We start from the raw sequence: 26508 nt of genomic DNA, 5'->3' as shown, positions 1-26508 counted from the left end.
TCAGCGGACTCCGTTTGGCGTGATCAATCCGAATCCGGTGTACTTCTTCAACACTTCGGGTATGCTCACGGTTCCATCGTCATTCTGATATGTCTCTAACAAGACCACGAGCAAGCGCGGCGTAGCCAAACCCGACCCGTTCAACGTATGCGCAAATTCGGGCTTGCCTGTCTCGGCGCGGCGGAAGCGAATATTGGCACGGCGCGCCTGAAACGCCTCGTAGTTGGAGCACGACGACACTTCCAGCCACTTCTTTTCACCGGGCGACCAGATTTCAATATCGTAACACTTCGCGGCGCCAAAACCCATATCGCCGCCACACAGCAGCATTACACGATAGTGTATGCCAAGCAGTTCAAGCAGGTGTGTCGCATCCGCTGTGAGCTTGTCATGCTCCGTGTAGGAGTCTTCAGGCTTTGTAAACTTAACCAATTCGACCTTGTCAAACTGGTGCAGCCGCAGAAAACCGCGCGTGTCCTTGCCGTATGATCCGGCTTCACGGCGGAAACAGGGAGTATATCCGCAATACGCAATCGGCAGTTCAGCTTCGGCCAGCATTTCGTCGCGATGCAGATTGGTAATCGGCACTTCAGCCGTCGGGATCAAAAAGAAATCGTCGGCTTCAGTCCGGTATTGGTCTTCTTCAAACTTGGGTAGTTGACCGGTACCGATCAAACTTTTGCGATTGACCAGAAAGGGCACCGAGACTTCCGTATAAACGCCGCGCGAGCGATGTGTTTCCAGAAAGAACGTGATGAGCGCCCGTTCCAAAATGGCGCCGGCTGCGCGGAAGACGGGGAAACCGCTGCCCGTGATCTTTGTCCCGCGCTCGAAATCAAAGATGCCGAGGTCTTTGCCCAGCGTCAAGTGGTCTTTCACGGGAAAGTCGAAACTTGGCTGCGTGCCCCAGGTCTTGACGACAACATTGTCATCCGCCGTTTTGCCCGCCGGGACAGAGTCGTGCGGTAGATTGGGAATCTGCAAGAGTCGGGCTTCGAGGTCGCTTTCAATCCTCTTCAGGGCCTCGTCGCCGCCCGCGATCTCGTCTCCAATCGCCCGGCTTTGGTCCTTAAGCGGTGCGATATTGTCGCCGCGCTTGGCTCCGTCCGCGATTTCGCGCGACAATTCGTTGCGCCGCGCCTTGAGTGCATCGGTTCGCTCGATCAGCGCGCGACGTTCGGCGTCGAGCTCCACGACGCCGTCGAGTAAATGGCCCACGCCGCGCATCTCTAGACGCGCGCGCACCCAATCACTTTTTTCCCGAATTAGTCGAATGTCAATCATTGTTCTGGCAAATCAACCTTCGCCCCGCAGCACGACGAACAGAGTCATATACAGAATCTTGATGTCCAGCGGCAGCGACATGTTTTCAATGTAATAAAGGTCCATCTCGAGCTTTTTTTCGGGCGCAACGATTGTCGCATCATATTGCAAATGCACCTGCGCCCAGCCGGTCAAGCCCGGTTTCACGTTCAATCTACGCAGAAACAGCGGCGCACGCCGTGCAAATTCATCCACAAATTCGGGCCGTTCAGGCCGCGGTCCAACGATACTCATATGCCCCAACAACACGTTGAAAAGCTGGGGGAGCTCGTCAATTCGCGTGGCACGGAGAAACTTCCCGACTTTTGTGATCCGCGCGTCTCCCCGCGTCGCAAGCACGGGGCCCGTTCCGCGTTCCGCATTCTGGATCATGCTGCGGAACTTCATGATTGTGAAGGGCCGACCATTGAGGCCCGCCCGGATCTGTGTGAAGAACACCGGACGACCGGAATCCACGAGTGTGAGCAGAATCGCCAACAGCCACAATGGCGACGACAAGACCAGAATGGTGACAGCGGAGACGATATCAAACAATCGCTTGAGCAGGCCTTCGATCGGCGTCAGCAGCAAGGGCCGAATCTCGACGATCGGCATGCCCCGCTGCCCAACGGGCTTGACGGACCCAAGCAGAATCTGATATTGGTCGGCAGGAATGAACTGGCGCACCGGCGATTGCGACAACAGCAGTACAATCCTGTTCAGCCGCCGCTCGTCAGCCTCATCGAGGGCGATGTAGGCCAAATCGCAGGGGGTCTGCTGAATGCGGTCGCGAATCTCCGACCAACTGCCCCAGTATTCGGCGTCTACGTCGGGCATGTGCTCCCCGATCACGCCTCGCACGTCCGCACCGAGTCCGCGATTTCGAGTCAAATAAGACAGCGTGGCGCGCAAGCGTTCACCAGACCCGATAACGACCGTCCGAAGCTTGTAGAACCCGCGGATGCGCAATTCCTTAAGCACAGTCAGCAAAGCCAGACGGGACACAGCGATGCCCATCATGACGCCGATCCCGTATGTCACCAGGACGACCCGGGTTATCGGTAAGGGATTGGCCGGTTCAAACGTAGCGACAAAGATGATCAGACAGCCGTAGAACGCGGCATGCGCAGCACGCCGTACAACAACCGCGCGCGACTCGAGTGGATCGAACCGATAGAGTCCGAACACGGCCAAATGCAGCAGCCAGAATCCACTGACGATAAGGCTCGGCACGAACAGTTCGGCAGGCTCGAACAAGACCGGATTAACAAATACACCGGTCTGGAAGCGCCACCAGAAAATGCCATAGAACGCGGCTTCGAGTACGAGCAGATCTAAGAGGAGCAGCAGCCCGGCGAAGCGAAGAAAACGCATGGAAACGGTATCAGCCGGTGGCGACGGCGGCGTGCTCATTCCGAGCAAGATGCGTCATGGAATACATGGCGCACAACGTGTATAGCGCCCAAAAAGGAATGTATGCCGCGCTGGAAATTGTCAGGATTGAGAAGGATGAAGCCACTAAACCGGCTCGGAGTCCGGCATTGATCACGTGCGCGGGATTTGCATGGTCAATGTTCCAGGTCTTCCAGTCCAATCCGCGATAGGCCAGGAACATGACAATAAGATAAAGCACAAATCCGATGAGACCTGTGTCCACAGTCAAATCCACAAAAGTATTGTGCGAAATGAATGCATGCGGCAGGTAAGTGAGGTCGTACACCACCCGATGCGCGAAACTGCCCGGTCCGCCTCCCGCGACAGGATTGTCCCAGAAGTAATTCCATCCATTGAGAACGAGATTCAGCCGTTCCGACGATGATCTGTCGCCTCCCGCCAGTGTCACCAGCCGGCCGAAGATATCTGTCGGCGCGATCATGACAACCGCGAGAGTAACGGCGGCCACGGCCAGTATGACCCTTGCTTTCCGTCGTTCAACACCCAGCATCAATACTGTTACAATTCCGCACGTGATAAGACCGGAGCGGGACAGCGAGAGCAGTACCGCCGTGAATCCGAGCGCGGTTGCAGCGAAGCCCAACCAGCGCAAGCGATAGTCGAGTTTGCTGCGCCAGAACGCAAACGTGACACCGAGAAACGTCGTCAGCGTCATGCTCATGATGTTCGGATCGGGCCAGTTACCAAAGAACCGAGTCGAGTCTACGTAAGCAACATGCTTGGCAAGCTGTTCCGCCGCTCCGGTGACGTAGAACTCGTATGCAGTCCGGATCGCTAAGATGGATGTGAACACCAAGCCCGCAGCGCCGCCGACAAAATAGGCCAAATAGTGCTGCGGCGTAGAGACCAGATCTGCCAATACTGCGACAGTTACGACAATGCGAATGGGATGAAGCCAATCATAAACGTAAGCCGATTCCGCCCAAAGTCCACTCGTCGCAAGCCACAATGCAAACAGGGACGCGGCAACAAATATCGTACCCAATCGCCACCCGATGTCACCCATGATCAAACGTCGGATGACAACAATGCCGCCACTGAATAGCAGAAGACCCATCGTCGAACCGGGCAGGTAGCTGGCGATGTAGGATACTACCGCAAATCCGATCATCGCGGACAAGATGGTCGGGTATCTCATCATCAGCAATCCCGCACTTGCCGCACCGCAAGCTATCAGAACCTGCGTCGTGCGCCCCCAGAACATCCAAAGGAATAGCAATGCCATGGCCAGCGCGGCCAATCCAAAGCCGATCCACATTTCCCGTGAAGCCGAAAAATGGCGCACGAATGAGGATTGACTAACGTCCACTCCAGCTCCGGCTGAGCCTTTGAAGCGCCGGGTAACTCGGATGCTCGGGCGAACTCAAGGCCAATTTAGCATGCATCACGCCCGCACCCAAAAGGCCTATCAACATACCGGCGGCCGCACCAAGACCAACCAGCAGCCCTCGTTTTGGCCATGAACGCCTTGTCGCCACACTCGCGGGCTCAACAACGGCCATGGTCGGCGTATTGCGCGCCTCTTCAAGCCGTGCCGACTCGTATTGCTGTGTGAGCATGGCCATCAGCAGCGAGTTGATTTCAATATCACGGTACAACCGCAGGTAAGTCTTGCCGTCTTCGGTTGCGGAATCCAGTCGCAACAGGAAGTCGCGCTCCAGACCGGCGGCCTGCGGCGACATCAAAGTTGAAATGGATGAGTCAATACCGGCGAGTTTCATCCGGGCAATATTCAGTTCGGGGTTGTCGCCGCTGAACAGTTTTGCCTTGAACTCGTATTCCGCTTGCGCCATCAGGCGTTCGGCCTGCACGGCAGCCACGGCTTGGACTGTGGCCTTGGCCTGTTCCTCGAGATCAAAGATACCTGACGTCCGTTGAAACTGCGCCATGCTATCTTCCAGAGCATACAAGGTTGCCCGCGCTTCTTCCAACCGATTCGCCGAGAACTCGCGCTCTTTGCGGGCTTTCGTGCTTTCAAGCTCGCGGTTGCGGCGGTCCAATTCTGCGATGTAGAACTCAACGATTCGCCGCGCGACATCGGCATCAGGATCGTCTACCTGTACCATCACGGTATTGGTATTCGACTCATACTTGAAATAAACGCGGCTCTTCCAGGCTTCGAGGACATCTTCGATGGGTTCGTCCGGCATCTTAAGACGCGTCCGCAGGTCGAACTCTTCGATTACCCGTTTGTTCATGGTCGGTGCACGCAGCAACAACAGATAATAGTCGCCCCGAACCTCCCCCAATGCCGGCGCAAATCCCGCCAAATTGCCGAGTCCGGACAGTTTGGAAGCGATCAAACTTCCCAATCCACTGCCCTTGTTTTCGATACCACGCACCACAGCGGAAGACCGGTAAAGCGGTGTGGCGACAAACGAATAAATACCCACGGCCAACGCGCAGGTAAGAGTCGTCGGCAACCAGATACGGCGCCAGCGGACGAGGAAAGCCAGAATGTCGAGCAGTCCCAATCCTTCGTTCTTAGTAGGAGTCAATGCGCACGCTCCCGCGCAGCGGAGGGATGTTTAGAAGTCAGTGTAATACAGATAGCGGTTGTCCACAACCAGTAGTTCCTGTTTGGCCAGCTTCAGCCAGTCGGTGTAGACGCGATTCTGTTTTGTGCGCTCAAGATTCGTAGTCAGTTGGTCTTTCTGGGCCGCAAACTGTGTCGAATCGGCTTCGGCCACTTCCAACACGGCCGCGACGTAGCCACCGCGATTGTTGGCCAGTCCCGGTGAAAGTTGCCCCGGCGCGAGTGCCAACAACTGGCGGGCAATCGCTTCATCCTGTCCAATGGTGCGGATGAAGTCACGCACTCCATGCAATCCGGTCGTGTCAACTTTCAAGTTTTCAGCCTGTGCCGCTGGAACAAGTTGTTCCGCCGAACCCAGGCGGCCGCGGAACTGCTGGGCCGCCTGCAGGCACATCTCTTCTTGCTTCTGGCGAATAATCAGGCCACGTATCGAAGACTCCACTTCGGCCAGCGGCGTGACTCCTGCCGGCGCTCGATCCGCAACTTTAAACACCGTGTATGATTCCTGGCCCTTGATCCGTGTCTTGTAAGGATAGCTGACTTTGTCACCAGTTGAACTGAAGGCGAAGTCCATGACCGGCTTCAACGCTCCGACCGTCGGAATCGTGCCGGCCTCACTGTATGGGAACAAGGCAGTGGTTTCAACGGTAAGACTGAATTGCTGGGCGGCGGCTTCAAAACCGTCGGTCCCTGCCGCATCGGCGAAGTCTTTGGCCTTCTGCGACACACGCGCTTCAGTATCCGGCCCAATGCCATACTTGATCAGGATGTGTGAAGCTTTAACCGAATCCTGAGTACCGTTCAGATCACGAGCTTCAATTCGGATGAGGTGCGCACCAAATCGTGTCATCACCGGACCGACAACTTGGCCGATTTCGGCGACAAAAGCCGTGGAGTCAAACTCCTTGACCATGCGACCGCGCTGGAACCAGCCCAAATCGCCGCCATTCTTGCCCGAGCCGGGATCTTCCGAATACTCTTTTGCCAATTCGCTGAAGCTCTCGCCTTGGCGGAGCATCGCCATGACATCTTCGACCGTTTCGGTCACGCGGAGCGAGTCTTCTGCGCCAATGACCAGCGGGATGCTCACGTAGGCCAGCTTGCGGCGTTCTTTGAGCTTGTAGTCACTCTCGTGATCGCTGTAGTATTTTTCAATCTCAGATAGGCTGATGGATCCGCTGTCCACCGGGAAATTCGTCAACGGGAAAGTGGCGACGACTGCCTTGAACTTCCGATTAGTGGTCACAAACTCATCCCAGACCTCTTGCGGCGTGACGAACACCGGCTGGATCACGCGGTCAATGACCTTCTGATTGCCGATGCTTTCGCGGTAGTCGGACTCGATGGCCAGCAACACCTGGGTCTGGTTCGGATCGCGCAAGAACTCTTGATAGAGCGCCGGGTCGAAACGACCGTTCGTCATGAAGTTCTCGTTCGACCTGATGAACTCGGGCGGATTGTTGCGGACGGCATATGCGACCTCGTCATCAGAGGTAACGATGCCCCACTTTTTTTGATAGCCCTTCATCAGCTCGACGCGGACGAGATCGTCCCACGCTTGCTGACGGACTTGCTTGATAGCCTGATCAGTTATCTCCTGATCCGGTTTATCTTGCCGCTGTTGGGCCAGCCGATCCTGGACGAGCTTGTTGTAACGGTCGTACATAATCTCGGTGTCGCCGACCTTGCCGACGACGCCATCGAGACCGCCTTGTGAGCCTTGGAAACCACCCATACCCCAGCTAAAGACGATCGTGGCGACGAAGGCCAGCACGAGCGTCCACATCACCAGGGGCATGTTTTCGCGCATGGATTGAAGCATGGAACAGCCTTAGGTTTTCATCATGTTGATTTTTAGAATTTAGAATATACTAAGGCCGGGGCAAAATCGCAAGACCATGCCCGGTTTCCTTACCTGCCCAAGTGTGCAATGTCAATTATATCAAATACTTGTTTATAATTGTTTTTCGTTGTTTTCTACTCCTGCCAAACGGCTTGCAATTTTGGCAGAAATGGACTAAATTCGGGACATGAGACGATTTGAGCTTTCCACAGAGATGCAGCCCCGCGGCGACCAGGCAGAAGCGATTCGCCAGCTCGTCGAGGGACTGAACCGCGGCGAACGGTTCCAGACCCTCCTCGGAGTGACCGGGTCAGGCAAGACTTTTACCATGGCTAATGTCATTCAGGCGGTGCAAAAACCCACGCTGATCATGAGCCATAACAAGACTTTGGCCGCGCAGTTGTTCGGGGAATTTCGTTCGTTCTTCCCCAACAACGCGGTTGAGTTCTTTATCTCATATTACGACTACTATCAGCCCGAGGCGTATATCCCGAGTTCGGATACCTATATCGAGAAGGACACGCAGATCAACGAGGAGATTGATCGCCTGCGACTCCGGGCCACCTCTTCCCTGCTCGAACGCCGGGATGTGATCATCGTTGCATCGGTATCCTGTATCTACGGTTTGGGGTCTCCGAAGGACTATAAAGACCTTTTGCTTTTGTTGGAAATCGGCAAGGACTACGAGCGGCGCAATATTTTGGCGCGCTTAGTGGAGATGCACTACACGCGCAACGACATTGAGTTCCCGCGCGGTACCTTCCGGGTTCGCGGTGACGTTCTGGAGATACACCCGGCCTACGAAGAGACGGCCTTTCGACTCGATTTTTTCGGGGATACGCTTGAGTCCATTACGCATTTCAAGATTGTCAACGGTGAGACGATAGACAAACGCGAGGCCTTGGCGGTGTATCCGGCTAAACACTTCGTGACCAGTTCGCCGAACTTGAAACGGGCGATGATCTCGATTCAGGCGGAACTGGCCGATCGGATTGACGAGCTGCGCGGCATGAACAAACTGATTGAAGCGCAACGCGTGGAACAGCGCACTCGCTATGATCTGGAGATGCTGCGGGAGGTCGGCTTTTGCAGCGGCATTGAGAACTACTCGAGGCATATGTCCGGGCGCAATCCGGGCGACCGGCCTGACACGCTGTTCGACTATTTCCCGGACGACTTTCTGCTCATCGTGGATGAATCGCATGTCACGGTTCCGCAGGTCGGCGGCATGTATCGCGGCGACCGGGCGCGCAAGGTGAATCTTGTGGACTTCGGCTTCCGTTTACCCTCGGCGTATGACAACCGGCCCATGTATTTTCAGGAGTGGGAAGATACGATCAAACAGTGCGTATTCGTCAGCGCCACACCGGCAAATTACGAGATTGAAAAGAGCAAAGGTGTTCTGGTGGAGCAGATTATTCGCCCCACCGGATTGCTCGATCCGGAGATTGCGGTGCGGCCATCCAAAGGTCAAATTGACGATTTGCTGGGAGAAATTCGTGAGACCGTGGCCCGCGGGGAACGCGCGCTCGTGCTGACGTTGACTAAGCGCATGTCCGAGCATCTGGCCGAGTATCTTGAGCAGATGGCCCTGCGGGTAAAGTACCTTCACAGCGAAATTGAATCGCTGGAACGCGTCGAGATTTTGCGCGACCTGCGCCTCAAACGGTTCGATGTGTTGGTCGGCATCAACCTGCTGCGCGAGGGGCTTGACCTGCCGGAAGTTTCGCTGGTGGCCATTTTGGATGCAGACAAAGAGGGATTTCTGCGCAGCGAGCGCAGCCTGTTGCAGATCGCCGGCAGGGCGGCGCGTAACGTCAACGGCCGGGTGATCTTTTATGCCGACAAAGTGACCGATTCCATGCAGCGAGTCATTGACGAAACAACCCGCCGCCGTGAGATTCAACGCGCTTACAACCTTGCCAACGGGATAACGCCGGCTTCGATTGTCAAGTCCATTGAAGACGTACTGTTGTCCACGACCGTAGCTGACGCCAAGATCCGCGAAATCGTGCAGGACGCGCAAACGGAATTCCTGTCGACGTTCGAACTGGAAGACTTGATCGTGCGCCTCGAGAAGGAGATGAAACGGTTGGCAAAGTCGCAGCAATTCGAGAAGGCCGCCGAGCTTCGCGACGAGATTAATCGCCTGAAAGAGCAGGTCCGCGGATGAGATACTGGCATTGCTTGTTAACGCTCATGTTCATCGCCGCGGCCTGTAAGAAGACGCCGGTGGACCCGCCGCCGCTGCCCGTGCCCGAGGCCGATGGGAGCTACGTCGGTTGGGGCCGCCCCGGAGGCACGGCGCAAAACGTGTGGCTGCAAATTGTGCAGAGCGAAGGCGGCGCGTGGAGTGGCCAGATTCAGTACAATCGAACGAATTCATTGGTAACCGTTACCGAAGTCACCGCCGACGAAGACACCATTCGATTCGAATATACTCGCGGCAACACCTATCGCTGCCTGGGAGTGCTGAGCAGCTTCGCAATTTCGATCTATATTCTCGAACCTTCCGGGCAGCCGACCTATGTTCTCAACCGAGAAGAGTTCGGTTTGAATTTGAGCGGTGACTGGAGTGGCCTGATGTATAGCAACCTGCTTGGTGAATGGCGGGACGCCGAATTATTCATGGATCAGCAAAGCGACATATTTATTGGAAGCGCTTTCTCCTCGCTTTCATTATATACCGTGGATGCCGACCTTAATGACGGGGTCCTCGACGGAACCGGCTTTTACTTTTCGGGAACCACACGAATGGACAACTTAGACCTGCCGGTGCGCTTTGACGGAGCGTTTGTTTATCGCGACAGCATCGCCGGTTCGTGGCAGATCAGCCTGCCTGACGGCCAGGACGGCGGCCAGTTCCGTTTTGTGAGGAGTTTTTAGGATGCGCGTGGCCGTGATAGGCAGCGGTGGTCGTGAACACGCCCTGCTCTGGAAACTCAAGCAGAGTCCTCGCATTGCCGAGCTCTTCGCGCTGCCGGGCAATCCGGGCATGCGCGGCCTTGCTCGCCTCTGCCCCGTCAAGCCGGATGTAGCCTCATTAGTCGCTGAAGTCCTGCGTCTCGATATTGATTTCGTTGTGGTCGGTCCCGAGGTTCCGTTAGCGGATGGGATCGCCGATGCCTTGGCGGGATGCGGAGTTTCCTGTTTTGGTCCGAATGCCGCGGCGGCGCAGCTTGAGTCTTCCAAGGTTTTTGCCAAGCAATTGATGCGAAAATGCGGCGTTCCCACGGCGGACTTCGTGATCTTTGACGACATTCATGAATGTGAACGCTTCATCCTTGAAAACCCGCGAGCACAAGGCCGCGTCGTCAAGGCCGATGGACTGGCGGCAGGTAAAGGGGCGTTTGTATGCGCTGATGATGCCGAAGCTCTGGCTGTGGCGCGCAGACTCTTGTGTGAACATATGCTCGGCAACGCGGGACAGCGCATTGTTGTGGAAGAAAAACTCACCGGTCGCGAAGCGTCATTGCATTTCTTATGTGATGGTGAACGGTACCTCGCTTTGCCCCCAGCCCAGGATTACAAACGTGCCTTAGACGGTGATCACGGCGCCAACACGGGCGGCATGGGTACGTTCTGTCCAGCCCGACATGCTACCCGCGAACTCGTGCGCGAATGCGAACGCCGCATTGTGGAACCGGTACAGCGTGAGTTGCGAGCGGCGGGCACCCCCTATCGCGGGCTGCTCTACGTCGGCGTCATGCTGACTCAAGACGGACCGCAGGTCATCGAGTTCAATTGCCGATTTGGCGATCCGGAGACCCAAGTCATGCTCCCCTGTCTCGGCTATGACATCTTTGCGGCCATGGAGGCGTGCGCGAACGGCACGCTCGATCCGGGTCATTACGCGCCCGATACGTCGCAGCACGCAGTGTGCGTGGTGCTGTGCGCGGACGGCTACCCTGACAGCTATCAGAAGCAGATTCCGTTAATCGCGCCCACCGCGTCGTCCGGCCAACTGCTGTTCGCGGCGGGCACGGCGGAGCAAGACGGTCAATGGGTGTCGAACGGTGGTCGGGTACTCAATGCGGTTGGCCTTGGAGATTCATTCGCAGATGCTCGCGCCAACGCCTACGACCTGGCGCGGCGAGCGCTGGTACCCGGTTTACGGATGCGGGAAGACATTGCGCTTTCGGAGGTGGCATGAACGCTTTGGACGCCCTTATCGGTGAAAGCGCCGCGCTGCGCGCGGTTAAATCTCTCATTTTGCAGGCTGCTCCTACCGATATCTCTGTCTTGATCGTCGGTGAAAGCGGAACGGGCAAGGAGCTTGTGGCGCGCGCGCTGCATGAGAACTCCGCTCGTCGTGCCGGCCCGTTGCTCTATGTGAATTGCGGCGCAATTCCGCAGGGTATCTTTGAGAGTGAGGTCTTTGGCCATGAACGCGGCAGTTTCACCGGCGCGGAGAAGCGCCGCACTGGGTATTTTGAGCAGGCGCAAGGCGGGACGCTTGTTCTCGATGAGATCGGCGAGATGCCCGCGGAATCGCAGGTGAAACTACTGCGCGTACTCGAGTCACGTGAGGTCATGCGGGTCGGCTCAAGCAAACCGACACCTGTGGACGTCCGTGTGCTCGCGGCCACCAATGTTGATCTCGGCGCGGAGGTCTCACGAGGCGAATTCCGGCACGACCTGTACTTTCGGCTTAAGGCGGTCACGATTCAGCTTCCGCCGCTGCGGGAACGATCCGAAGATGTTCCATTGCTGGTCCTGCAATTCGCGCGCGAGTTTGCCGAACGGAATCAGTTGACGACGCCGCGTTTCACGCAGGACGCCCTCGATTTGCTGACCAATCAGTATTGGCCCGGCAACGTGCGCGAACTCAAGAACACCGTGGAGTCAGTTTTGACGTTGAACCGCGGTCTGACCGTTCTTCACGGCGAACATTTTCGCCCGCACCTTACCTCGCCGAGAGGTCTTTTGCCCATGCCCGCGTCGCGTGAAACGCCGCCCATCGGCAACGAACTCCTGCTCGCCACAATGCTTGATGTGCGGCGCGAGGTCATGGAACTGCGGTCTATTCTGGAAACGGCGATTTCTTCGTCGCAGACCATCGTCGAGGAACCGCTGCCGTCAAACCGCTTGAGCGATGTTGAACGGGAGCAGATTCAACGTATGCTTGCTCAGAATAGCGGCAATCGCCGTAAGACCGCCCGGGATTTGGGCATCGGTGAACGCACCCTCTACCGCAAGCTTAAGGAGTACAATCTTGAATAGGCTCGTGCTATTCGCCGCCATCCTGTTCTGCGGCTGCTATTCCTTTCGCAGCCAGGTTGCGGGAGACATTCGCACACTGGCGATACCCACGTTCGGCAATGAGTCGGCGGAATTCGGGCTGTCTGAAACCGTCACCGACGAGCTTATTCGCGGTTTTCAGCGGGACGGGACATTGCGGGTCGTTTCTGAAGGTCAGGCCGACGCCGTGCTTGTGGGCACGCTCGTGGATGTTCGCGACGAACCGTACACGGCCCGCAGCGGGCAGGAGATCACGGTGGACGAATACCGGTTCTCCATGATGTGCCGGATTGAGTTGGTAATTCGTTCAACCGGTGAGACCAAGTGGACGCAGAATTTTCAAGCGTGGTCTATCTACCCGTACGGCGGCGATCTCTCGAATCGCGAGACCGCGGTTACGGAGTCCACGACGAAACTGGTCGAAGACCTGCTGAATAAGATTGTCGGGAGTTGGTAGTGGAGTTGCTTGAATTGACCGAAGCCACAAACGAAGAGTGCGTCGAACGCATGTGCCGGGGTATCCGCGACGGGGAGCTTATGCTGTTTCCGACGGATACCGTCTATGGTCTCGGCGGATCGGCATTTAGCCGAAAAGTACTGGACAAGTTAGTGAAACTGAAGCCCGAGCGCAGTGCCAAACCGACGGCGATTCTGATAGACAGCATGATCAGGCTTAGCCAATATAGCGGCGAGGTGCCCGGTCCCAAACTGGTGCATCTTTGCGAAACGTATTGGCCCGGCCCGCTCACCGTTGTCTGGCACGCCGCTCCGACTATTCCCGTAGAGTTTCAAGGTGCGAACCGCAGTCTGGGATACCGCATCCCGAATCATGAGTTAATAGTAGAGGCCATGCGCCGAACGGAGCGCGCGCTGTGGGCCACGAGCGCGAATCTCCCGGGCCGCCCTGCACCTAAGTTGTTTAGCGAGATTGACCCGATAATCGCCGACGCTTGTGACTTGGTAATCAAGACGAAACATTTGCTGTTAGGCCGGTCTTCCACCGTCGTGGACGTGCGCGGAAAACTGCCCGAAATTGTTCGTGAGGGTGCGATAAGCGGCGATGACATTCAAAAGATTTGGAAGAAAGGTTAGCATGCGAATGGGACCATACCGCAGAATTTGCTGCTTGATCGTGCTGCTGTCGGTGTGTGCAACGTGGAGTAGCGCTCAGGAGCTTTCGGGTCCTGAAACCGCTCCGCCGCCCTCATTGATCCGCCGTGATTCAGTCGGAATACCGGATTTGCCGCTGCCTTTTGCGGTCGGCGAAAAAATGGTCTACCATGTCTCTTTCAGTGCGGTTCCGGCAGGCAAAGCCGAGCTGAACGTGTTGGACACCGTGCAGGTCAATGACCAGTGGACTTGGCGTATCCAATCGAGCGCGCGCTCAGCCAAGGGATTCGATTGGGTCTTCAAAGTGCGTGACACCATTACGACATGGGTGGACATGGACTCGGTTTACAGTCACAAGTTCCACAAACGTCTGATGGAAGGTTTTTACAAAGACGAGAAGCTGGTCAAATATAGTCTGGCCGATAGCCTGGTCTATTGGTGGGATGAGGGCAACAAGAAGGAGCCGATCAAAGTCGAGCCGCGTGTTCAGGATGTCCTGTCGGCAGGTTACCGCACGCGGACCGTTGATCTGGTCATTGGAGACACGATTGCCATTCGCACGCACGATGTGAATAAGACCTACGACCTACTGGTTATTGTGCATGCCCGTGACACCGTGGAATCGTTGGCGGGCGAGTTCGACTGCTTCGTTTGTGAACCAGTTCTGAAGAGTGGCGGTCTATTCCAGAAAGAGCGCAAAGCGCGCGTATTCGTCTGGGTAACGGCGGACGAGCGACGGATCCCGATCATAATGACCTCGAAGGTATCGTTCGGCTCTTTCATTGTCGAACTTGAGGAGTTCGTACCCGGGATAGGTAAACCGGGCATCAGTGGCGCGGAACGGGACCGGGCGCTAACGTCCGGCCGACCTGATCTTGGGATTTGGGCACCCTAAGTTTTTTCAATAATGAAGTTAAGAATATTTTCGTGGATGTGGCGTGTTTCGGACGCGCCGCTCCAAATTTTTGTTCGCTATTGAAACCCTTGACAGTCCAGCGGTAAATCCTTAATTTCTCGTTATCTCAGGCTGTACTTCGGTCTGCCGCACCTCCAGTTCTTGTCGCAATTCCCTTCCCGTCCGCTCGACTGATTCCGTCTCGGTCCCGTAGCAAACCCATTGGACAACAATGTATGCCCCATAAGGCCGCATATCTACTCTTGCTCGTCCTGATGTGCCACATCGGTGTACAGGCGCAAACGGACTCCGTGATCACGATTGTCGGCCAGGGCGCTGCGCCGAGTCCGGTCACCGTGGAGGACGTTGCGAATGACGGTGGTGAAGGGCTGCACGTGCGCTGGACTCCGACCTCCCAGGTCGGATTCACTATTTATGGATACCGCGTCATGGCTGCGCAAGCAGCGGTTGGACCCTATCAAATCATGGCCACAACAGACAGTAGGGCCACAGAGGCGTTCATATCAAGCGGCGACGGTTGGAAGATTGAAGAGGACATCCCCTACTTCGTTAAAGTCGTGGCCGTGGACTCGACAATGCTCGCCGTGCCGGACAGCAGCCGACCGGACAGTGTGACGGTCGCGTTCGTCAAGCGGCTACGCCTAAGCGAGTCGGTGGTGGTCGGCCCGACAATCCCGCGGTCGGCCTGGTTCAACTGGAACCGGCTGAACATATTTCTTATGGTCGTGCTGTTCTATGCGATGGTGATGATCATGGTCAAGCGTGCTCGGGCTGGGGCACCATTGACGTTTCGCCGCATCGCGGGGATTGCCGCGATTGATGAAGCCATCGGCCGGGCCACCGAGCTGGGTAAACCCGTTCTGTACGTGCCCGGAACTCAAAATATCGAGAATATTCAGACGATCGCTTCGATCCAATTGCTGACATCGGTAGCCTCCAAGGCGGCGACCTACGACATTCCGATTATCGTTCCGCTGAATCGTGCGTTTATGGTCACGGTAGCCGAGGAATCTGTCAAGCAGGGCTTCCTCAACGCCGGTCGGCCGGATGCTTATGTTGCGGACAATATTCGCTACCTGTCGGACGAGCAGTTTGCCTTCACAAGCGGCACAACCGGCATCATGATGCGCGAAAAGACTGCGGCGCACTTTTTCCTTGGCGCCTTCTTCGCGGAGTCGCTCATTCTCTCGGAAGTCGGATTCACCTCCGGCGCAATCCAGATAGCCGGAACAGCCAATACTCATCAGCTCCCGTTCTTTGTGGTAGCCTGTGACTATACGCTGATCGGTGAAGAGTATTTTGCGACGAGCGCGCTCGTTACGCGCGATCTGGACATGATGGGGACATTGAAGGCCACGGACTACATGAAGGCCTTCCTGATAGCATGTCTGCTGGCCTCGATGGTGCTCGAAATTTTTGGCGTGCAGTTCCTGCGCTCCTGGTTCCAAGTCATATAGCCGCGGGTACTCCAAGCAATGAAAAGAGAAATTCCGATTCTGATCACGCTGGTCTTCGGCGTATTCATGATCGTACAGTTCTTCATTCCGCATCCAGCGGTGAACGATATTGCCAATCGGTTGCAGAACTGGGCGATCATTGTGATTTCGTTTTCCTACGTATTGGGCTCCGCCAATATTCTTCGTATCAACGGGGAATTGGTATATAGACGCGGACCGGGCTGGCTCTACAAGTTGGTCCTTGTTGTGGCGTTCTTCCTGATGCTGATACCCGGTATGCTCTACGGCATTAAGGAAGGGTCATGGACTAACGACAGGTTGTTCACGAGCACGTACGTGCCGTTGGCCTCGACGATGTACGCATCCCTGGCTTTCTTCATTGCATCGGCGGCCTTTCGCGCCTTTCGCGTGCGGACTTGGCAGGCCTCCGTGCTGGCGATCACGGCACTGGTCGTCATGCTCGGGCGGATTCCGATCAGCCATATGATCTGGGAAGACCTGCCCGGAGTCGTGGACTGGATTATGAACGTACCGAACGCCGTTGCGCAGCGCGGCATCTTGATTGGCGCGGCTCTTGGAGCCATTGCCACGGGTCTCAAAGTGATTCTCGGAATCGAACGCAGCTACCTCGGACGGGAGTGACGAGCAGATGGCCATGACTACACTACAGAAGCTCGAGAAACTCGACCGCCGCTGGGTCTTCCTGGCGATGGCCATTGCAGTCGCGACGCCGCTGTTTTTCAAATTGGGATTAACACCTAAGACAACGCCTCCGGTGCGGGCTTTCTATGAATATATAGAAAAGCTGCCGCCGGGGTCGCGCGTCCTGTGCTCGTTCGACTATGATCCCGGCGCACTGGCTGAATTGAATCCGATGTGCTTGTCCGTGCTCGACCACTTGATGCAGCATGGCCATCGGCCGGTTGTGATCACGCTCTGGTCTACCGCTCCGGCACTCATTGAGCGCAATGTCAATGAGATCTGCCGCGACAAGTATGGCCGCCACTACGGTGTGGACTACGCCTATCTCGGATTGAAAGAGGGCCGTGAAGCGGTAATGGTCGCCATGGGCAAATCCATTCGCCGGACTTTTCCTGTGGACTTTTACGGGACACCGGTGGACAGCCTTCCGATCATGTCGGGCGTCGAAAACTACACGCAATTTGACGTGCTGATCAACGTGTCGGCGGGCTATCCGGGCACGAAGGAGTACGTTCAATACGTTACGACGCGCTTTGATATTCCCATGTTAAGCGGCTCGTCGGCCGTCTCAGTTCCCGAGTACTCGGCCTACTTCCAAAGCGGGCAGCTTCTCGGATTGCTGACGGGAATCACCGGAGCGGCGGAGTATGAAGCTCTGATCAAGACACCCGGACTGGCCGTTACGGCGATGGACGGCCAGACAATGGGGCACTTCGTGATCATCGCCTTCATTCTATTCGGAAATGTAGTCTATTTCTTCGTGCGCCGCGAGAAAGGGAGAAGACTGTAACTTATGGATTTCTTCTGGTTATCCGTGGCGGGGCTGGCGACAATCGCTGTCTTGAGCTTCCTGTACAATGACAACCCACTCTATAAGATTGCCGAGCATTTCTTCGTCGGAATTGCGGCTGGCTACGTTGTGTGCACAGAATTCTACAACGTATTCCTGCCGAATTTGTGGCGGCCGTTGACGGCGGGCACGGACTATTGGCTCATCGTACCGCTGCTTCTGGGATTGGCACTATTCACCCGATTCTCGCAATCCATGGGTTGGGTTTCTCGCTGGCCGTTGTCGGTGATTATTGGCACCTATGCCGGCCTCGCGGTGATCGGATTTGCATCCGGCGACATGGTCCTGCAGGTGCAAGCAAGTCTAATTCCGGTGTTCAAGCCGGCCGCTGCCGCGAAGTTTGGCAGCGAACCCGGCGTGCTGACGTTTTTGGGCATGCTTGACAACCCTCTATTCACGATCGGCCTGGTCTGTGTGCTGTTCTACTTCTTCTTCTCGGTAGAACATAAGGGCGGCTTCAGGCACGTAGCGACAACTGGGACGACGCTCTTAATGATCGGATTCGGCGCTGGCTACGGTTATACGGTTATGACCCGTATCGCACTGCTGTTCGACCGGTTCTACTTCCTCTTCGTAGACTGGCTCAAAGTCGCGTCTTAAGCGGCGGTCTTCTGCCAAAACACAAGCGGGCCGACTTTCACAAGTCGGCCCGCTTTTTAATTACGTTTTCTTAGCGTCACTCGATCCAATCGCCGATCCGGCTGAACCGCACCGACTTATAGAATTTCGACAGTCCTTGGTTCTTGTCCCAGCTAAAGTAGATAATCAGCGCCTTGCCGACAATATCTTCTTCTTTGAGGAAACCCCAATAGCGGGAATCCAGTGAATTGTCACGATTGTCACCCATCATGAAATAGCAACCCGCTGGGACGGTCAGGGGACCGAAGTTGTCATGGTTCCACGCTTCGCCTTGCGGATTAAAAATGCGCGGTTCAGCGAGGCCCGGCCGAATGATAGATGGCGCCGTGAATTTCGACTCTGGCGGATTGCTGACGACTTTTCCGTCAACGTACAGAACGCGATCCTTGATCTCCAGCGTTTGGCCCGGTCCGGCGACGCAGCGTTTGATGTAGTTGACCGAGCGATCCTCAGGGAAGCGAAAAATATCCTTAGAGAACTTAAATACAACGATGTCGCCGGGCTCGACCTTTGACGGCGCGGGCAACCGGGTCCAAGGAATATCAAAGCCAATCTCCGTGAACGGAATGCCAATCCATTCAGGCGTGCGAATACCGTACACGAATTTGTTTACCAATAGAAAATCGCCCACAAGCAGCGTATTTTCCATGGATCCTGTGGGAATTCGAAACGCTTCGACCGTGGTGACACGAATGAAGAAAACCATCACGACCAACGTGATGAAAAACTCCGACCACTCTCTGACCGAACTCTTGCCTTTGATCTCAGTTGCGGGCCGCTCGACAGCGCCGGATACATCAGCCATTCCTGCTCTCTTACCTGCTGCTTTTGAAAAATCGGACGACGATTCGTTCCGGCCCCGTTACTCTGCCTTCAGAATCGCAAGAAACGCTTCTTGCGGGATTTCCACATTACCGACGGACTTCATGCGCTTCTTACCGGCCTTCTGCTTTTCGAGAAGTTTGCGCTTGCGCGAGATGTCGCCGCCGTAGCACTTAGCCAACACGTTCTTGCGCATTGCGCGCACCGTTGAGCGGGCAATCACGCGCGAACCGACCGCGGCCTGAATCGCCACTTCAAACATCTGCCGCGGAATCAAATCCACCAACCGGTCACAAACCCGGCGGCCCCAATCATACGCTTTGTCTTTATGCACGATAACTGAGAGCGCATCCACGATCTCAGCGTTAACCAAAATGTCGAGCCGCGTTAGCTCGCTTTGGCGATAGTCAAGTATCTCATAATCGAAGGACGCGTACCCGCGTGAAATACTCTTCAGACGGTCGTAGAAGTCGAAGATGATCTCGGCCAGCGGCAATTCGTAATGCAGATTAACGCGGGCCGTGTCAATGTACTCGGTGTTGATATAGGTCCCGCGAGCTTCGATGCAGAGCTGCATGATCGCGCCGATGTACTCTTCAGGAGTAATGATGGAAGAACGCACGTAAGGCTCTTCCATGTATTCCATTTCGCCCGCTCCCGGAAGGTTCACGGGATTCTCGACCAGCCGCACCTCGCCGTCCGCGAGAATCGCCCGGTATTCGACCGACGGCACCGTGCAGACAAGATCGAGATTGTATTCGCGTTCGAGCCGTTCCTGGATGACCTCGAAGTGCAGCAGCCCCAGAAAGCCGACTCGAAAACCAAAGCCGAGGGCTACCGAAGTCTCGGCCTCATAAATGAGCGCGCTGTCGTTGAGACTTAGTTTAGACAACGAATCGCGCAGCAACTCGTAGTCGCTGTTGTCCGCCGGATAGATGCCCGCGAATACCATCGGTTTAACTTCGCGGTAGCCCGCCAGCGGTTCAGCGGTCAAGTCGCCGCCGTTGAGAATCGTATCGCCTACGCGAATGTCACGTACGTCTCGGCAGCCGCTGACGACATAACCCACATCGCCCGCGACAAGTTCCTCGCGCCGAATCTGCGCCATGCGCAGGATGCCTACTTCTTGAACGTCGAACTCTTTTTCCGTCGCGGCGAAGCGAATTTTCTGACCTGGTTTGACGACGCCGTCCACGACACGCACATGCGCAATTGCTCCGCGATACGTGTCGTACTGTGAATCAAAGATCAGCGCGCGGAGCGGTTCATCAATGGACCCGCGCGGCGGCGGAAAACGAGTGACAATAGCTTCCAACAACTCCGGCACGCCGACTCCCGTCTTGCCGGAGACGCGCAATATCTCGTCCGGGTCCATCCCCAATAACTCACCGACCTGATGAGCGATTTCATCAGGTCGGGCCACGGGCAAATCCACTTTGTTCAGTACCGGCAGAATCTCCAGATTGGAATCCAGCGCCAAGTATAGATTCGAGAGCGTCTGGGCCTCCATGCCCTGACTCGCGTCCACAACCAGGATTGCGCCTTCGCAAGCCTTCAGACTGCGCGACACTTCGTACGTAAAATCCACATGCCCCGGCGTGTCAATCAGATTGAGCGTGTACAGTTTCCCGTCACGTGCGGGATACTGCATCGTGATTGGGTGCATCTTGATTGTGATCCCGCGCTCTTTTTCGAGATCCATGTTGTCAAGCACCTGCGTCGTCATCTGCCGCTGATCAAGTGTGTGCGTCAACTCAAGCAGTCGGTCGGCCAGAGTTGACTTGCCGTGATCAATATGAGCAATGATACAGAAATTACGGACGTCAGGGCGCATGCAGTTCCTTACGTTGAACGACTGGACAGAGTATCCGGATCAATGTCAAGCGGCATGACAATCCAGAGAATGAGGTAGAGCAGGAGTGCCACGCCGGCACTCAGGAAAACCGCCAGAATCCACAACACGCGCACGAGCGTCGGATCCACTTTGAAATACGAACCGAATCCGCCGCAGATGCCCGCGATTTTCTTGTCATTGGCCGTCCGCAAGAGGCGCCGCGGCTCGCTCGATTCACCGCTCATGTTCGTTCCCTCCATCGTGTAGGTATCGAGATTGGCGGTAGCGTCGCCTTTCTTCGCCAGGAGAACGGCGGCTAACACAATTACCACTATTGGGCCGAGGAAGGCTGCGGAGCTTTCGTTCTCTTCGCGGAGAATGGTCGCCACTCCCAGGCCGAGCAGACCGATCGCCAGCAGCATAAAGGCCATGATCCGCCGATTACCGGTCGTGCTCGAGGTGACCCGTGTGCCGTCACTTTCGGGCACGAGCGCCCACGCGGCCAGGTAGACCAATACGCCCGGTCCCACACCGGTAATCAGAGTAATCGCCACAAACACGATACGAGTAAGCGCAGGGTCAATTCCCAGATACGCTGCCGCACCGCCGCACACTCCCGCGAAAACGCGTTCGCGTGTGGAACGGGTCAACCGTCTGACTGTGCCTTCCATGGGCTCTTCCTTTCTACCGCTCATTCCAGCGGAAAGATTTCCAGGATTGTCCATTCCACGACACCAGATGGAATTGTGATTTCCACGCTATCCCCGACCTTGGCTCCCATTAAGCCTTGGCCGATGGGTGAAAGATGGCTGATTCGGCCTTCCGCGGGGTTGGCTTCAGCCGGCGAAACGATTGTAAACATCCGTTCCGACTTCTTTTTCGGATCGAGCACTTTGACGCGAGTGAGCAACCGCACTTGGTCAGCGACGATTTTACTCGAGTCAATCATAATGGCGGAATGCATCATGGCTTCGAGCTTGTGAATTTTTGCATCAATTCGCGCCAGCTCTTCCTTGGCGGCATGGTATTCAGCATTCTCTGACAGGTCACCGTGCTCGCGCGCGACTTGCAGTTGCTTGACCATTTCGGGCCGCTTGACGTACTTCCACTCATTGAGTTCGGCCTGCAGCTTTTCCATGCCGGCCCGGGACAAATACTGTTTCTCCAATCTCTACCTCGCGGGAACCTTGCTGAAAAACTTGACGAGCCCGTCTGTAACTCCGCGCGACAGTTGACGCAGGAACTGGTCGTCGCTCAGCAGCAGCTCTTCATCGGGGTGCATAATGTACGCGGCCTCGATAAGCACCGCGGGGAAATCCGTGGGACGAACCACGGCGAAATTTGCGTCGAAAACTCCATCATCGGCCAAACCGGTGCGCGACAGAATCGCCTCGTGCACCGTCTCTGCGAGGCCCCGGCTCAGAGATTGATAGTAATATGTACCGCAACCGCGGCGCTCGAACGGATTCTCTCCGTCAGGCAACGCGTTAGCATGCAAACTCAAGAACGCATCGGTGTTGTGTAGGCGCGCGAAATTCGCCCGTTCATGCAAGTCCATGGCTACATCGGCCTCGCGGGTGCGGTAAACAACCGCGCCATTGGCCCGCAAAACGTCGGTAAGGACCTCGGACCAACGTAAGACAACATCCTTCTCCTTCGAGCCGCGCGGACCGATCGCTCCGTCGGCGGTTCCGCCATGTCCCGGATCAAGCACAATCGTCTTCCCGCGTAAACGGTCAGCGTTGTCACTTGAAAAATCGAGATTCAGCGTCCATGTCGAATCACTCGCCTCAACCCGATAGCCTACCAAACTGCGATGCCGAACGAGCACACGCAACGTCAGGGTCTCCGCGCCTTGCGACCACGTGATGTCCTCGATGAACTCGCGTGCGGCGCCGATGTATCGAATTCGATCTATGGCCGCTCGTGTTTGAAAGAGCGTGATCAAGACCTCGCGGCCGTCCGGACTTGTTTGCACCTCATTAAGGGTCCGCCCACTGACGGCAAACTCCACACCGACCGTTGAACGCAACTTGGTTGTTGACACCGGACCGACCTGGCCGTTACCCAACGTAGCATAGCCCGGCGCGATGACGCCCGTGCTGTCCACAAACCGACGTTCGATGGCTCCTGTCCGGCCCTCACCCAATTCAAACCGCGCCCACTTCTCTGTAACAGCGTTGACGGCCAACTCTGTTCCCACACTGGGAAACAAATGGTAACTTCCCCCCGGTACCGTTCGCGTGTGTGACGTCGGGTCATTGACCACAAAACCAACCACCCCGTCCAGCTCCTGCCAGACCGGGTCGGTTGCCTCAGGGGCCGGCTCATACGGGAAGAACAGCCCTGAAATGCCTGCCCCTACATTAGTTAGAGCGAACGACCAGCCTAATGTTTCAGCTTCCCACGGAATCGGAACAAATGCCAAGAACGCGCCATCCGTCGTCAAATTCAGCGGCTGACCCATGCAGGTCAAGGACATTCCAGGCTGGTAGCCCATGACGTGGCCAAAAACGAACGTCGAATCCAACCGCCGGTCATAAGTGAACTTTCCGTCCGGAGTCGCCAAACGGGGTAAATCAGCCGTATCTCCGCCCCAGCGGCTGCTCCGGCAAGCAAAACGAGAAGGAGAAGGCGTGTCACGACCATTCGCGCATCGCCAACAGCCTCATCCCTTCCAGAACGAGGCGCTGATCCACGTGGGTAATCGTCTCGCTGGCCCCTCGCAGCAGGTCGGCAAAGCCTCCCGTGGCCACAACGGGCGCCGGGCCGATTTCCGTTTGAATCCGGACCACCAGGCCGTCTATCAGCGAAATCGCCCCGTACAGAATTCCACTTTGAATCGCCTCGACGGTGTTCCCGCCGATCACGTTCTCCGGGAAATTCAGGTTCACTTTGGGAAGCAACGCCGTGGCCTGGTGCAGACTCTCCGCCGCCGTCGCCACGCCCGGCGCAATAATCCCGCCGCGATAGACTCTTGCAGCATCCACGACATCAATCACGGTCGCGGTGCCAAGGTCGGCCACGATGACGGGCGCTCCCAGTTTGTGCAGCGCTGCCGCCACACCGCAAAGCCGGTCCGCTCCGACAGCCTCCGGCGGATCATAAGCAATGTGTACGCTGTGAATGTGGCCGGCGGAAATCACATCACATGGTAATTTCAGCTCGCGAGCCGCATAGCTTAAGTCGGCCGTAACTGCAGGGACGACCGAGGAAACGGCCATTTGCGCGATGTCCTGCAATGGATAACCAGCACGACGCAGCGTGGCTTCCAGCACAATCGTCCACTCGTCGCGCGTGCGTTGCGCCTTCGTCGTCAGCCGCCATTCATGCTGCCACGCGCCATTCCACCAACCGATGGTCGTGTGCGTATTGCCGACGTCAATCCCGACAAAAACGCTCATGCGAAGGACACGTCACCGCTAAACAACTCACGAACCTCACCATTGGCAAGGCGGAGCCTCAGCTCGCCATGCGTGCCGATTCCCGCATATTCACCGACAATCTCCTCGCCCGCCTCAACGCGCTTCAGGCGCGTGCCCTCAACGGGGCCCAACGCTTCCCATGCGGTGCGCAATTCGGGAAACTGCTCGTTGAGGAACATGTCGAACAACGGCTCCCATTCGTTTAGCAATTCCGCGAGCAGAATCTCGCGGGTCGGATGCCACCGCGATCCTTCGGACAATGATGTCGCAGGATAGATGAATTCTTCAGCCGGAACGGCCTGGATATTGACACCAATACCCACAACGATTAGATCTGGTCCGGCAGACTCAGCCAGGATACCGGCGGTCTTTCGCGTTGCCAGTAAAACGTCATTAGGCCACTTCAGACTCACTTCAGCTCCGCCGTCGTGTTTCAGAATCGCGCGGGCCAATGCAATTGCCGGCAGCATGGCCAAAAAACCTTTAGCTGGATGTTGTCCTGGGACTTTCAACAGCACGCTGCACAGCAGGGAACTGCCGGGCAAGTCAGACCAATTGCGAGCATGCCTTCCTCGCCCGGCTGTTTGATGTCCCGCGACGACAGTTGCACCGGTCAGCGTGAATTCGCCGCTGTGTTCAAGCAACCAACGGTTGCTCGAATCCAGCACGTCGAAATAGCGAGCCTGCCGACCGAAACGGCGCGTGCTCAGATGCCAGTGCAGCTGTTTCTCGTCCCACGCGATCATACGTCTGTGTAGACTCCCCAAGCCTCGCGCAGGCAGTTGGAGATTTCGCCCAGTGTTGCCTTGTGCTCGACGGCGGCGATCAGGACAGGCATCATGTTCTCGGTACCCTGCGCCGCCGCACGGAGCTGCGTAAGCGAGGTTGCGACCTTTGTCGCGTCGCGCTCGCGGCGCAGTTTTGCGAGATTCGCCCGCTGTTTTTCTTCAAGCGACGGATCTACATGCAAGACCGGCGGCTCGCCCTTTTCGGCGACGTGGAATTTGTTCACACCGACGATCACGCGGTCCAGATCTTCCACTTCCTTCTGATAGCGGTACGCTTCGCGCGCGATCGCATCCTGGAAGTAGTGCTTTTCAATTGCGGCAACCGATCCGCCCAATTGCTCGACGTGGTCAATCTCTTGCCACACTTCGGCTTCGATACGGTTTGTCAGTTCTTCAACATAGTAGCTTCCGCCAAGCGGGTCTACCGTGTCGGCCACGCCGGACTCGTAGGCAATGATCTGTTGTGTGCGCAACGCGACTTGCGCGGTCCGTTCCGTCGGCAGACCCAATGCCTCATCAAGGGCATTCGTGTGCAGGCTTTGTGTTCCTCCCAGAACGGCAGCTAACGCTTGCAGCGTCACGCGCACCGCGTTATTGTCCGGTTGTTGCGCTGTCAGCGTGCAACCGGCAGTCTGAGTGTGAAAACGCAGCATCCACGACCGTTCGCTTTTTGCACCGAGTCGGTCCCGCATCAACTTCGCCCAGATTCGGCGCGAAGCGCGGAACTTAGCGATTTCTTCGAGGAAGTTGTTATGGCAACCCCAGAAGAAAGCCAGTCGCGGCGCGAAGGCATCGATGTCCAACCCTCGCGCCTGCGCCGCGCGCACATACGCCGCCGCATTCGAGAAGGTGAATGCCAATTCCTGTACGGCTGTCGAACCGGCCTCGCGGATGTGATAGCCAGAAATAGAGATTGTGTTCCACTTCGGCAAATTCACGCGGCAGTAGTCAATGACGTCTGTCACCAGCCGCAGCGACTGTGTTGGCGGATAGATGTAAGTACCGCGCGCGATGAATTCCTTCAGAATATCATTCTGCACAGTACCTTCAAGATCAGACTCGGCAATGCCCCGCGAACGGGCGACAGCAATATAAAGCGCCATCAACACGGGAGCGGTGGCATTGATAGTCATCGAAGTGCTGACTTTCTCAAGCGGGATATCGTGAAACAGCACCTGCATATCTTCAATGCTGCTCACGGCGACGCCCACTCGTCCCACTTCGCCAGCCGCCTCGGCGGAGTCGCTGTCGTAGCCGATCTGCGTGGGCAAATCAAACGCGACGGATAACCCGGTGGTGCCTTGACTCAGCAAATAGCGATAGCGCGCATTCGATTCCTCTGCCGTTCCGAATCCCGCGTACTGCCGCATCGTCCAGAATTTACCGCGGTACATATTGGGCTGCACACCGCGCGTGAACGGAAACTGTCCGGGATACCCAAGGCGGTCAGCCGGATCAAAGGAAACGTCCGGCTCATACAACGGCTCGACTGCCAAGCCGCTTTCCGTTACAAATTTGGGGCGGCGCTCGGCGTGTTTAGACGTCAGAGCGTCTAACGCCTTGCGCCATCGTTCTCGTTGTTCCATAT

At 56.4% G+C, this 26508-nt stretch carries 24 protein-coding genes and 1 pseudogene; 11 read left to right on the top strand and 14 right to left on the bottom strand.

Annotated elements, in window-relative coordinates; genetic code table 11:
- From serS to IPH10_03110, 5 genes are read right to left on the bottom strand one after another with little or no spacing between them, the layout of a single operon-like run.
- Entirely contained in the window at positions 1 to 1284 is a 1284-nt protein-coding gene (serS, locus tag IPH10_03130) for a serine--tRNA ligase (protein ID MBK6909916.1), read from the bottom strand.
- Between the two features lie 12 nt (positions 1285 to 1296).
- Positions 1297 to 2676, bottom strand: a complete 1380-nt coding sequence (locus IPH10_03125; GenBank protein ID MBK6909915.1) for a sugar transferase — start codon at positions 2674 to 2676, stop codon at positions 1297 to 1299.
- A gap of 10 nt (positions 2677 to 2686) precedes the next feature.
- On the bottom strand, positions 2687 to 4015 hold the full coding sequence (locus IPH10_03120; GenBank protein ID MBK6909914.1) for an O-antigen ligase family protein: 1329 nt from the start codon (positions 4013 to 4015) through the stop codon (positions 2687 to 2689).
- A gap of 40 nt (positions 4016 to 4055) precedes the next feature.
- Complete coding sequence (locus tag IPH10_03115) at positions 4056 to 5255, bottom strand: hypothetical protein (GenBank protein MBK6909913.1); 1200 nt, start codon at positions 5253 to 5255, stop codon at positions 4056 to 4058.
- A 30-nt stretch (positions 5256 to 5285) separates the two neighbouring features.
- Entirely contained in the window at positions 5286 to 7115 is a 1830-nt protein-coding gene (locus IPH10_03110; protein MBK6909912.1) for a peptidylprolyl isomerase, read from the bottom strand.
- Between the two features lie 208 nt (positions 7116 to 7323).
- Between IPH10_03110 and uvrB the strand changes: the two genes are divergently transcribed.
- The 11 genes from uvrB to IPH10_03055 all read left to right on the top strand — a co-directional run bounded on the left by uvrB (position 7324) and on the right by IPH10_03055 (position 18012).
- Positions 7324 to 9309 carry an excinuclease ABC subunit UvrB gene (gene uvrB / locus IPH10_03105; protein MBK6909911.1) on the top strand — a complete coding sequence of 662 codons (1986 nt, stop codon included), beginning with the start codon at positions 7324 to 7326 and terminating at the stop codon, positions 9307 to 9309.
- Entirely contained in the window at positions 9306 to 10022 is a 717-nt protein-coding gene (locus IPH10_03100) for a hypothetical protein (protein MBK6909910.1), read from the top strand. Before uvrB ends, IPH10_03100 begins: the two co-directional genes overlap by 4 nt.
- A gap of 1 nt (position 10023) precedes the next feature.
- A complete protein-coding gene (gene purD / locus IPH10_03095) occupies positions 10024 to 11289 on the top strand; it encodes a phosphoribosylamine--glycine ligase (protein ID MBK6909909.1) in 1266 nt (421 codons plus the stop codon).
- Positions 11286 to 12359 (top strand): sigma-54-dependent Fis family transcriptional regulator, encoded by a 1074-nt coding sequence (locus tag IPH10_03090; protein MBK6909908.1) that lies wholly within the window; start codon positions 11286 to 11288, stop codon positions 12357 to 12359. The genes purD and IPH10_03090 overlap by 4 nt, the downstream gene beginning before the upstream one ends.
- Entirely contained in the window at positions 12352 to 12834 is a 483-nt protein-coding gene (locus IPH10_03085) for a hypothetical protein (GenBank protein ID MBK6909907.1), read from the top strand. The genes IPH10_03090 and IPH10_03085 overlap by 8 nt, the downstream gene beginning before the upstream one ends.
- Before the next feature lie 14 nt (positions 12835 to 12848).
- The gene (locus tag IPH10_03080; protein ID MBK6909906.1) at positions 12849 to 13469 is read left to right on the top strand and encodes a threonylcarbamoyl-AMP synthase; all 621 of its coding nucleotides are present in this window, start codon (positions 12849 to 12851) and stop codon (positions 13467 to 13469) included.
- A gap of 1 nt (position 13470) precedes the next feature.
- Positions 13471 to 14382: a DUF3108 domain-containing protein gene (locus tag IPH10_03075; GenBank protein ID MBK6909905.1), complete on the top strand. Its 912-nt coding sequence runs from the start codon at positions 13471 to 13473 to the stop codon at positions 14380 to 14382.
- Between the two features lie 236 nt (positions 14383 to 14618).
- Entirely contained in the window at positions 14619 to 15860 is a 1242-nt protein-coding gene (locus IPH10_03070; GenBank protein ID MBK6909904.1) for a fibronectin type III domain-containing protein, read from the top strand.
- 18 nt (positions 15861 to 15878) lie between these two features.
- Positions 15879 to 16502 carry a hypothetical protein gene (locus IPH10_03065; GenBank protein ID MBK6909903.1) on the top strand — a complete coding sequence of 208 codons (624 nt, stop codon included), beginning with the start codon at positions 15879 to 15881 and terminating at the stop codon, positions 16500 to 16502.
- 13 nt (positions 16503 to 16515) lie between these two features.
- Positions 16516 to 17352 (top strand): hypothetical protein, encoded by an 837-nt coding sequence (locus tag IPH10_03060; protein ID MBK6909902.1) that lies wholly within the window; start codon positions 16516 to 16518, stop codon positions 17350 to 17352.
- A 3-nt stretch (positions 17353 to 17355) separates the two neighbouring features.
- The gene (locus IPH10_03055; GenBank protein ID MBK6909901.1) at positions 17356 to 18012 is read left to right on the top strand and encodes a hypothetical protein; all 657 of its coding nucleotides are present in this window, start codon (positions 17356 to 17358) and stop codon (positions 18010 to 18012) included.
- Positions 18013 to 18088: 76 nt separating this feature from the next.
- Here the strand turns inward: IPH10_03055 and lepB are convergent, their stop codons facing one another.
- From lepB to IPH10_03010, 9 genes and pseudogenes are all read right to left on the bottom strand, one after another.
- On the bottom strand, positions 18089 to 18856 hold the full coding sequence (lepB, locus tag IPH10_03050; GenBank protein MBK6909900.1) for a signal peptidase I: 768 nt from the start codon (positions 18854 to 18856) through the stop codon (positions 18089 to 18091).
- A gap of 57 nt (positions 18857 to 18913) precedes the next feature.
- Positions 18914 to 20707 (bottom strand): elongation factor 4, encoded by a 1794-nt coding sequence (gene lepA / locus IPH10_03045; GenBank protein ID MBK6909899.1) that lies wholly within the window; start codon positions 20705 to 20707, stop codon positions 18914 to 18916.
- 8 nt (positions 20708 to 20715) lie between these two features.
- Positions 20716 to 20952: a PspC domain-containing protein gene (locus IPH10_03040; protein ID MBK6909898.1), complete on the bottom strand. Its 237-nt coding sequence runs from the start codon at positions 20950 to 20952 to the stop codon at positions 20716 to 20718.
- 234 nt (positions 20953 to 21186) lie between these two features.
- Positions 21187 to 21378: pseudogene (locus IPH10_03035) on the bottom strand (PspC domain-containing protein).
- Between the two features lie 20 nt (positions 21379 to 21398).
- On the bottom strand, positions 21399 to 21845 hold the full coding sequence (greA, locus tag IPH10_03030) for a transcription elongation factor GreA (GenBank protein ID MBK6909897.1): 447 nt from the start codon (positions 21843 to 21845) through the stop codon (positions 21399 to 21401).
- A 33-nt stretch (positions 21846 to 21878) separates the two neighbouring features.
- A complete protein-coding gene (locus IPH10_03025) occupies positions 21879 to 23276 on the bottom strand; it encodes an N-acetylmuramoyl-L-alanine amidase (protein MBK6909896.1) in 1398 nt (465 codons plus the stop codon).
- A gap of 70 nt (positions 23277 to 23346) precedes the next feature.
- A complete protein-coding gene (locus IPH10_03020; protein ID MBK6909895.1) occupies positions 23347 to 24111 on the bottom strand; it encodes a type III pantothenate kinase in 765 nt (254 codons plus the stop codon).
- Positions 24108 to 24878, bottom strand: a complete 771-nt coding sequence (locus tag IPH10_03015; GenBank protein MBK6909894.1) for a biotin--[acetyl-CoA-carboxylase] ligase — start codon at positions 24876 to 24878, stop codon at positions 24108 to 24110. The genes IPH10_03020 and IPH10_03015 overlap by 4 nt, the downstream gene beginning before the upstream one ends.
- Positions 24875 to 26506, bottom strand: coding sequence for a methylmalonyl-CoA mutase (locus tag IPH10_03010; protein MBK6909893.1), 1632 nt, complete (start codon positions 26504 to 26506; stop codon positions 24875 to 24877). The genes IPH10_03015 and IPH10_03010 overlap by 4 nt, the downstream gene beginning before the upstream one ends.
- Positions 26507 to 26508 lie beyond the last annotated feature (2 nt).

This window comes from bacterium (genome assembly GCA_016702305.1).
GTDB lineage: Bacteria > Electryoneota > RPQS01 > RPQS01 > RPQS01 > JABWCQ01.
This window is presented reverse-complemented; position numbering and strand designations above follow the sequence as displayed.

Bases quoted from the DNA above. Each gene is read 5' to 3' on its own strand.
- serS (MBK6909916.1), bottom strand. From the start codon at position 1,284: ATGATTGACATTCGACTAATTCGGGAAAAAAGTGATTGGGTGCGCGCG.
- IPH10_03125 (MBK6909915.1), bottom strand. From the start codon at position 2,676: ATGCGTTTTCTTCGCTTCGCCGGGCTGCTGCTCCTCTTAGATCTGCTC.
- IPH10_03120 (MBK6909914.1), bottom strand. From the start codon at position 4,015: ATGTGGATCGGCTTTGGATTGGCCGCGCTGGCCATGGCATTGCTATTC.
- IPH10_03110 (MBK6909912.1), bottom strand. From the start codon at position 7,115: ATGCTTCAATCCATGCGCGAAAACATGCCCCTGGTGATGTGGACGCTC.
- uvrB (MBK6909911.1), top strand. From the start codon at position 7,324: ATGAGACGATTTGAGCTTTCCACAGAGATGCAGCCCCGCGGCGACCAG.
- IPH10_03100 (MBK6909910.1), top strand. From the start codon at position 9,306: ATGAGATACTGGCATTGCTTGTTAACGCTCATGTTCATCGCCGCGGCC.
- purD (MBK6909909.1), top strand. From the start codon at position 10,024: ATGCGCGTGGCCGTGATAGGCAGCGGTGGTCGTGAACACGCCCTGCTC.
- IPH10_03090 (MBK6909908.1), top strand. From the start codon at position 11,286: ATGAACGCTTTGGACGCCCTTATCGGTGAAAGCGCCGCGCTGCGCGCG.
- IPH10_03075 (MBK6909905.1), top strand. From the start codon at position 13,471: ATGCGAATGGGACCATACCGCAGAATTTGCTGCTTGATCGTGCTGCTG.
- IPH10_03070 (MBK6909904.1), top strand. From the start codon at position 14,619: ATGCCCCATAAGGCCGCATATCTACTCTTGCTCGTCCTGATGTGCCAC.
- IPH10_03065 (MBK6909903.1), top strand. From the start codon at position 15,879: ATGAAAAGAGAAATTCCGATTCTGATCACGCTGGTCTTCGGCGTATTC.
- IPH10_03060 (MBK6909902.1), top strand. From the start codon at position 16,516: ATGACTACACTACAGAAGCTCGAGAAACTCGACCGCCGCTGGGTCTTC.
- IPH10_03055 (MBK6909901.1), top strand. From the start codon at position 17,356: ATGGATTTCTTCTGGTTATCCGTGGCGGGGCTGGCGACAATCGCTGTC.
- lepB (MBK6909900.1), bottom strand. From the start codon at position 18,856: ATGGCTGATGTATCCGGCGCTGTCGAGCGGCCCGCAACTGAGATCAAA.
- lepA (MBK6909899.1), bottom strand. From the start codon at position 20,707: ATGCGCCCTGACGTCCGTAATTTCTGTATCATTGCTCATATTGATCAC.
- IPH10_03040 (MBK6909898.1), bottom strand. From the start codon at position 20,952: ATGAGCGGTGAATCGAGCGAGCCGCGGCGCCTCTTGCGGACGGCCAAT.
- greA (MBK6909897.1), bottom strand. From the start codon at position 21,845: ATGGAAAAGCTGCAGGCCGAACTCAATGAGTGGAAGTACGTCAAGCGG.
- IPH10_03020 (MBK6909895.1), bottom strand. From the start codon at position 24,111: ATGAGCGTTTTTGTCGGGATTGACGTCGGCAATACGCACACGACCATC.
- IPH10_03015 (MBK6909894.1), bottom strand. From the start codon at position 24,878: ATGATCGCGTGGGACGAGAAACAGCTGCACTGGCATCTGAGCACGCGC.
- IPH10_03010 (MBK6909893.1), bottom strand. From the start codon at position 26,506: ATGGAACAACGAGAACGATGGCGCAAGGCGTTAGACGCTCTGACGTCT.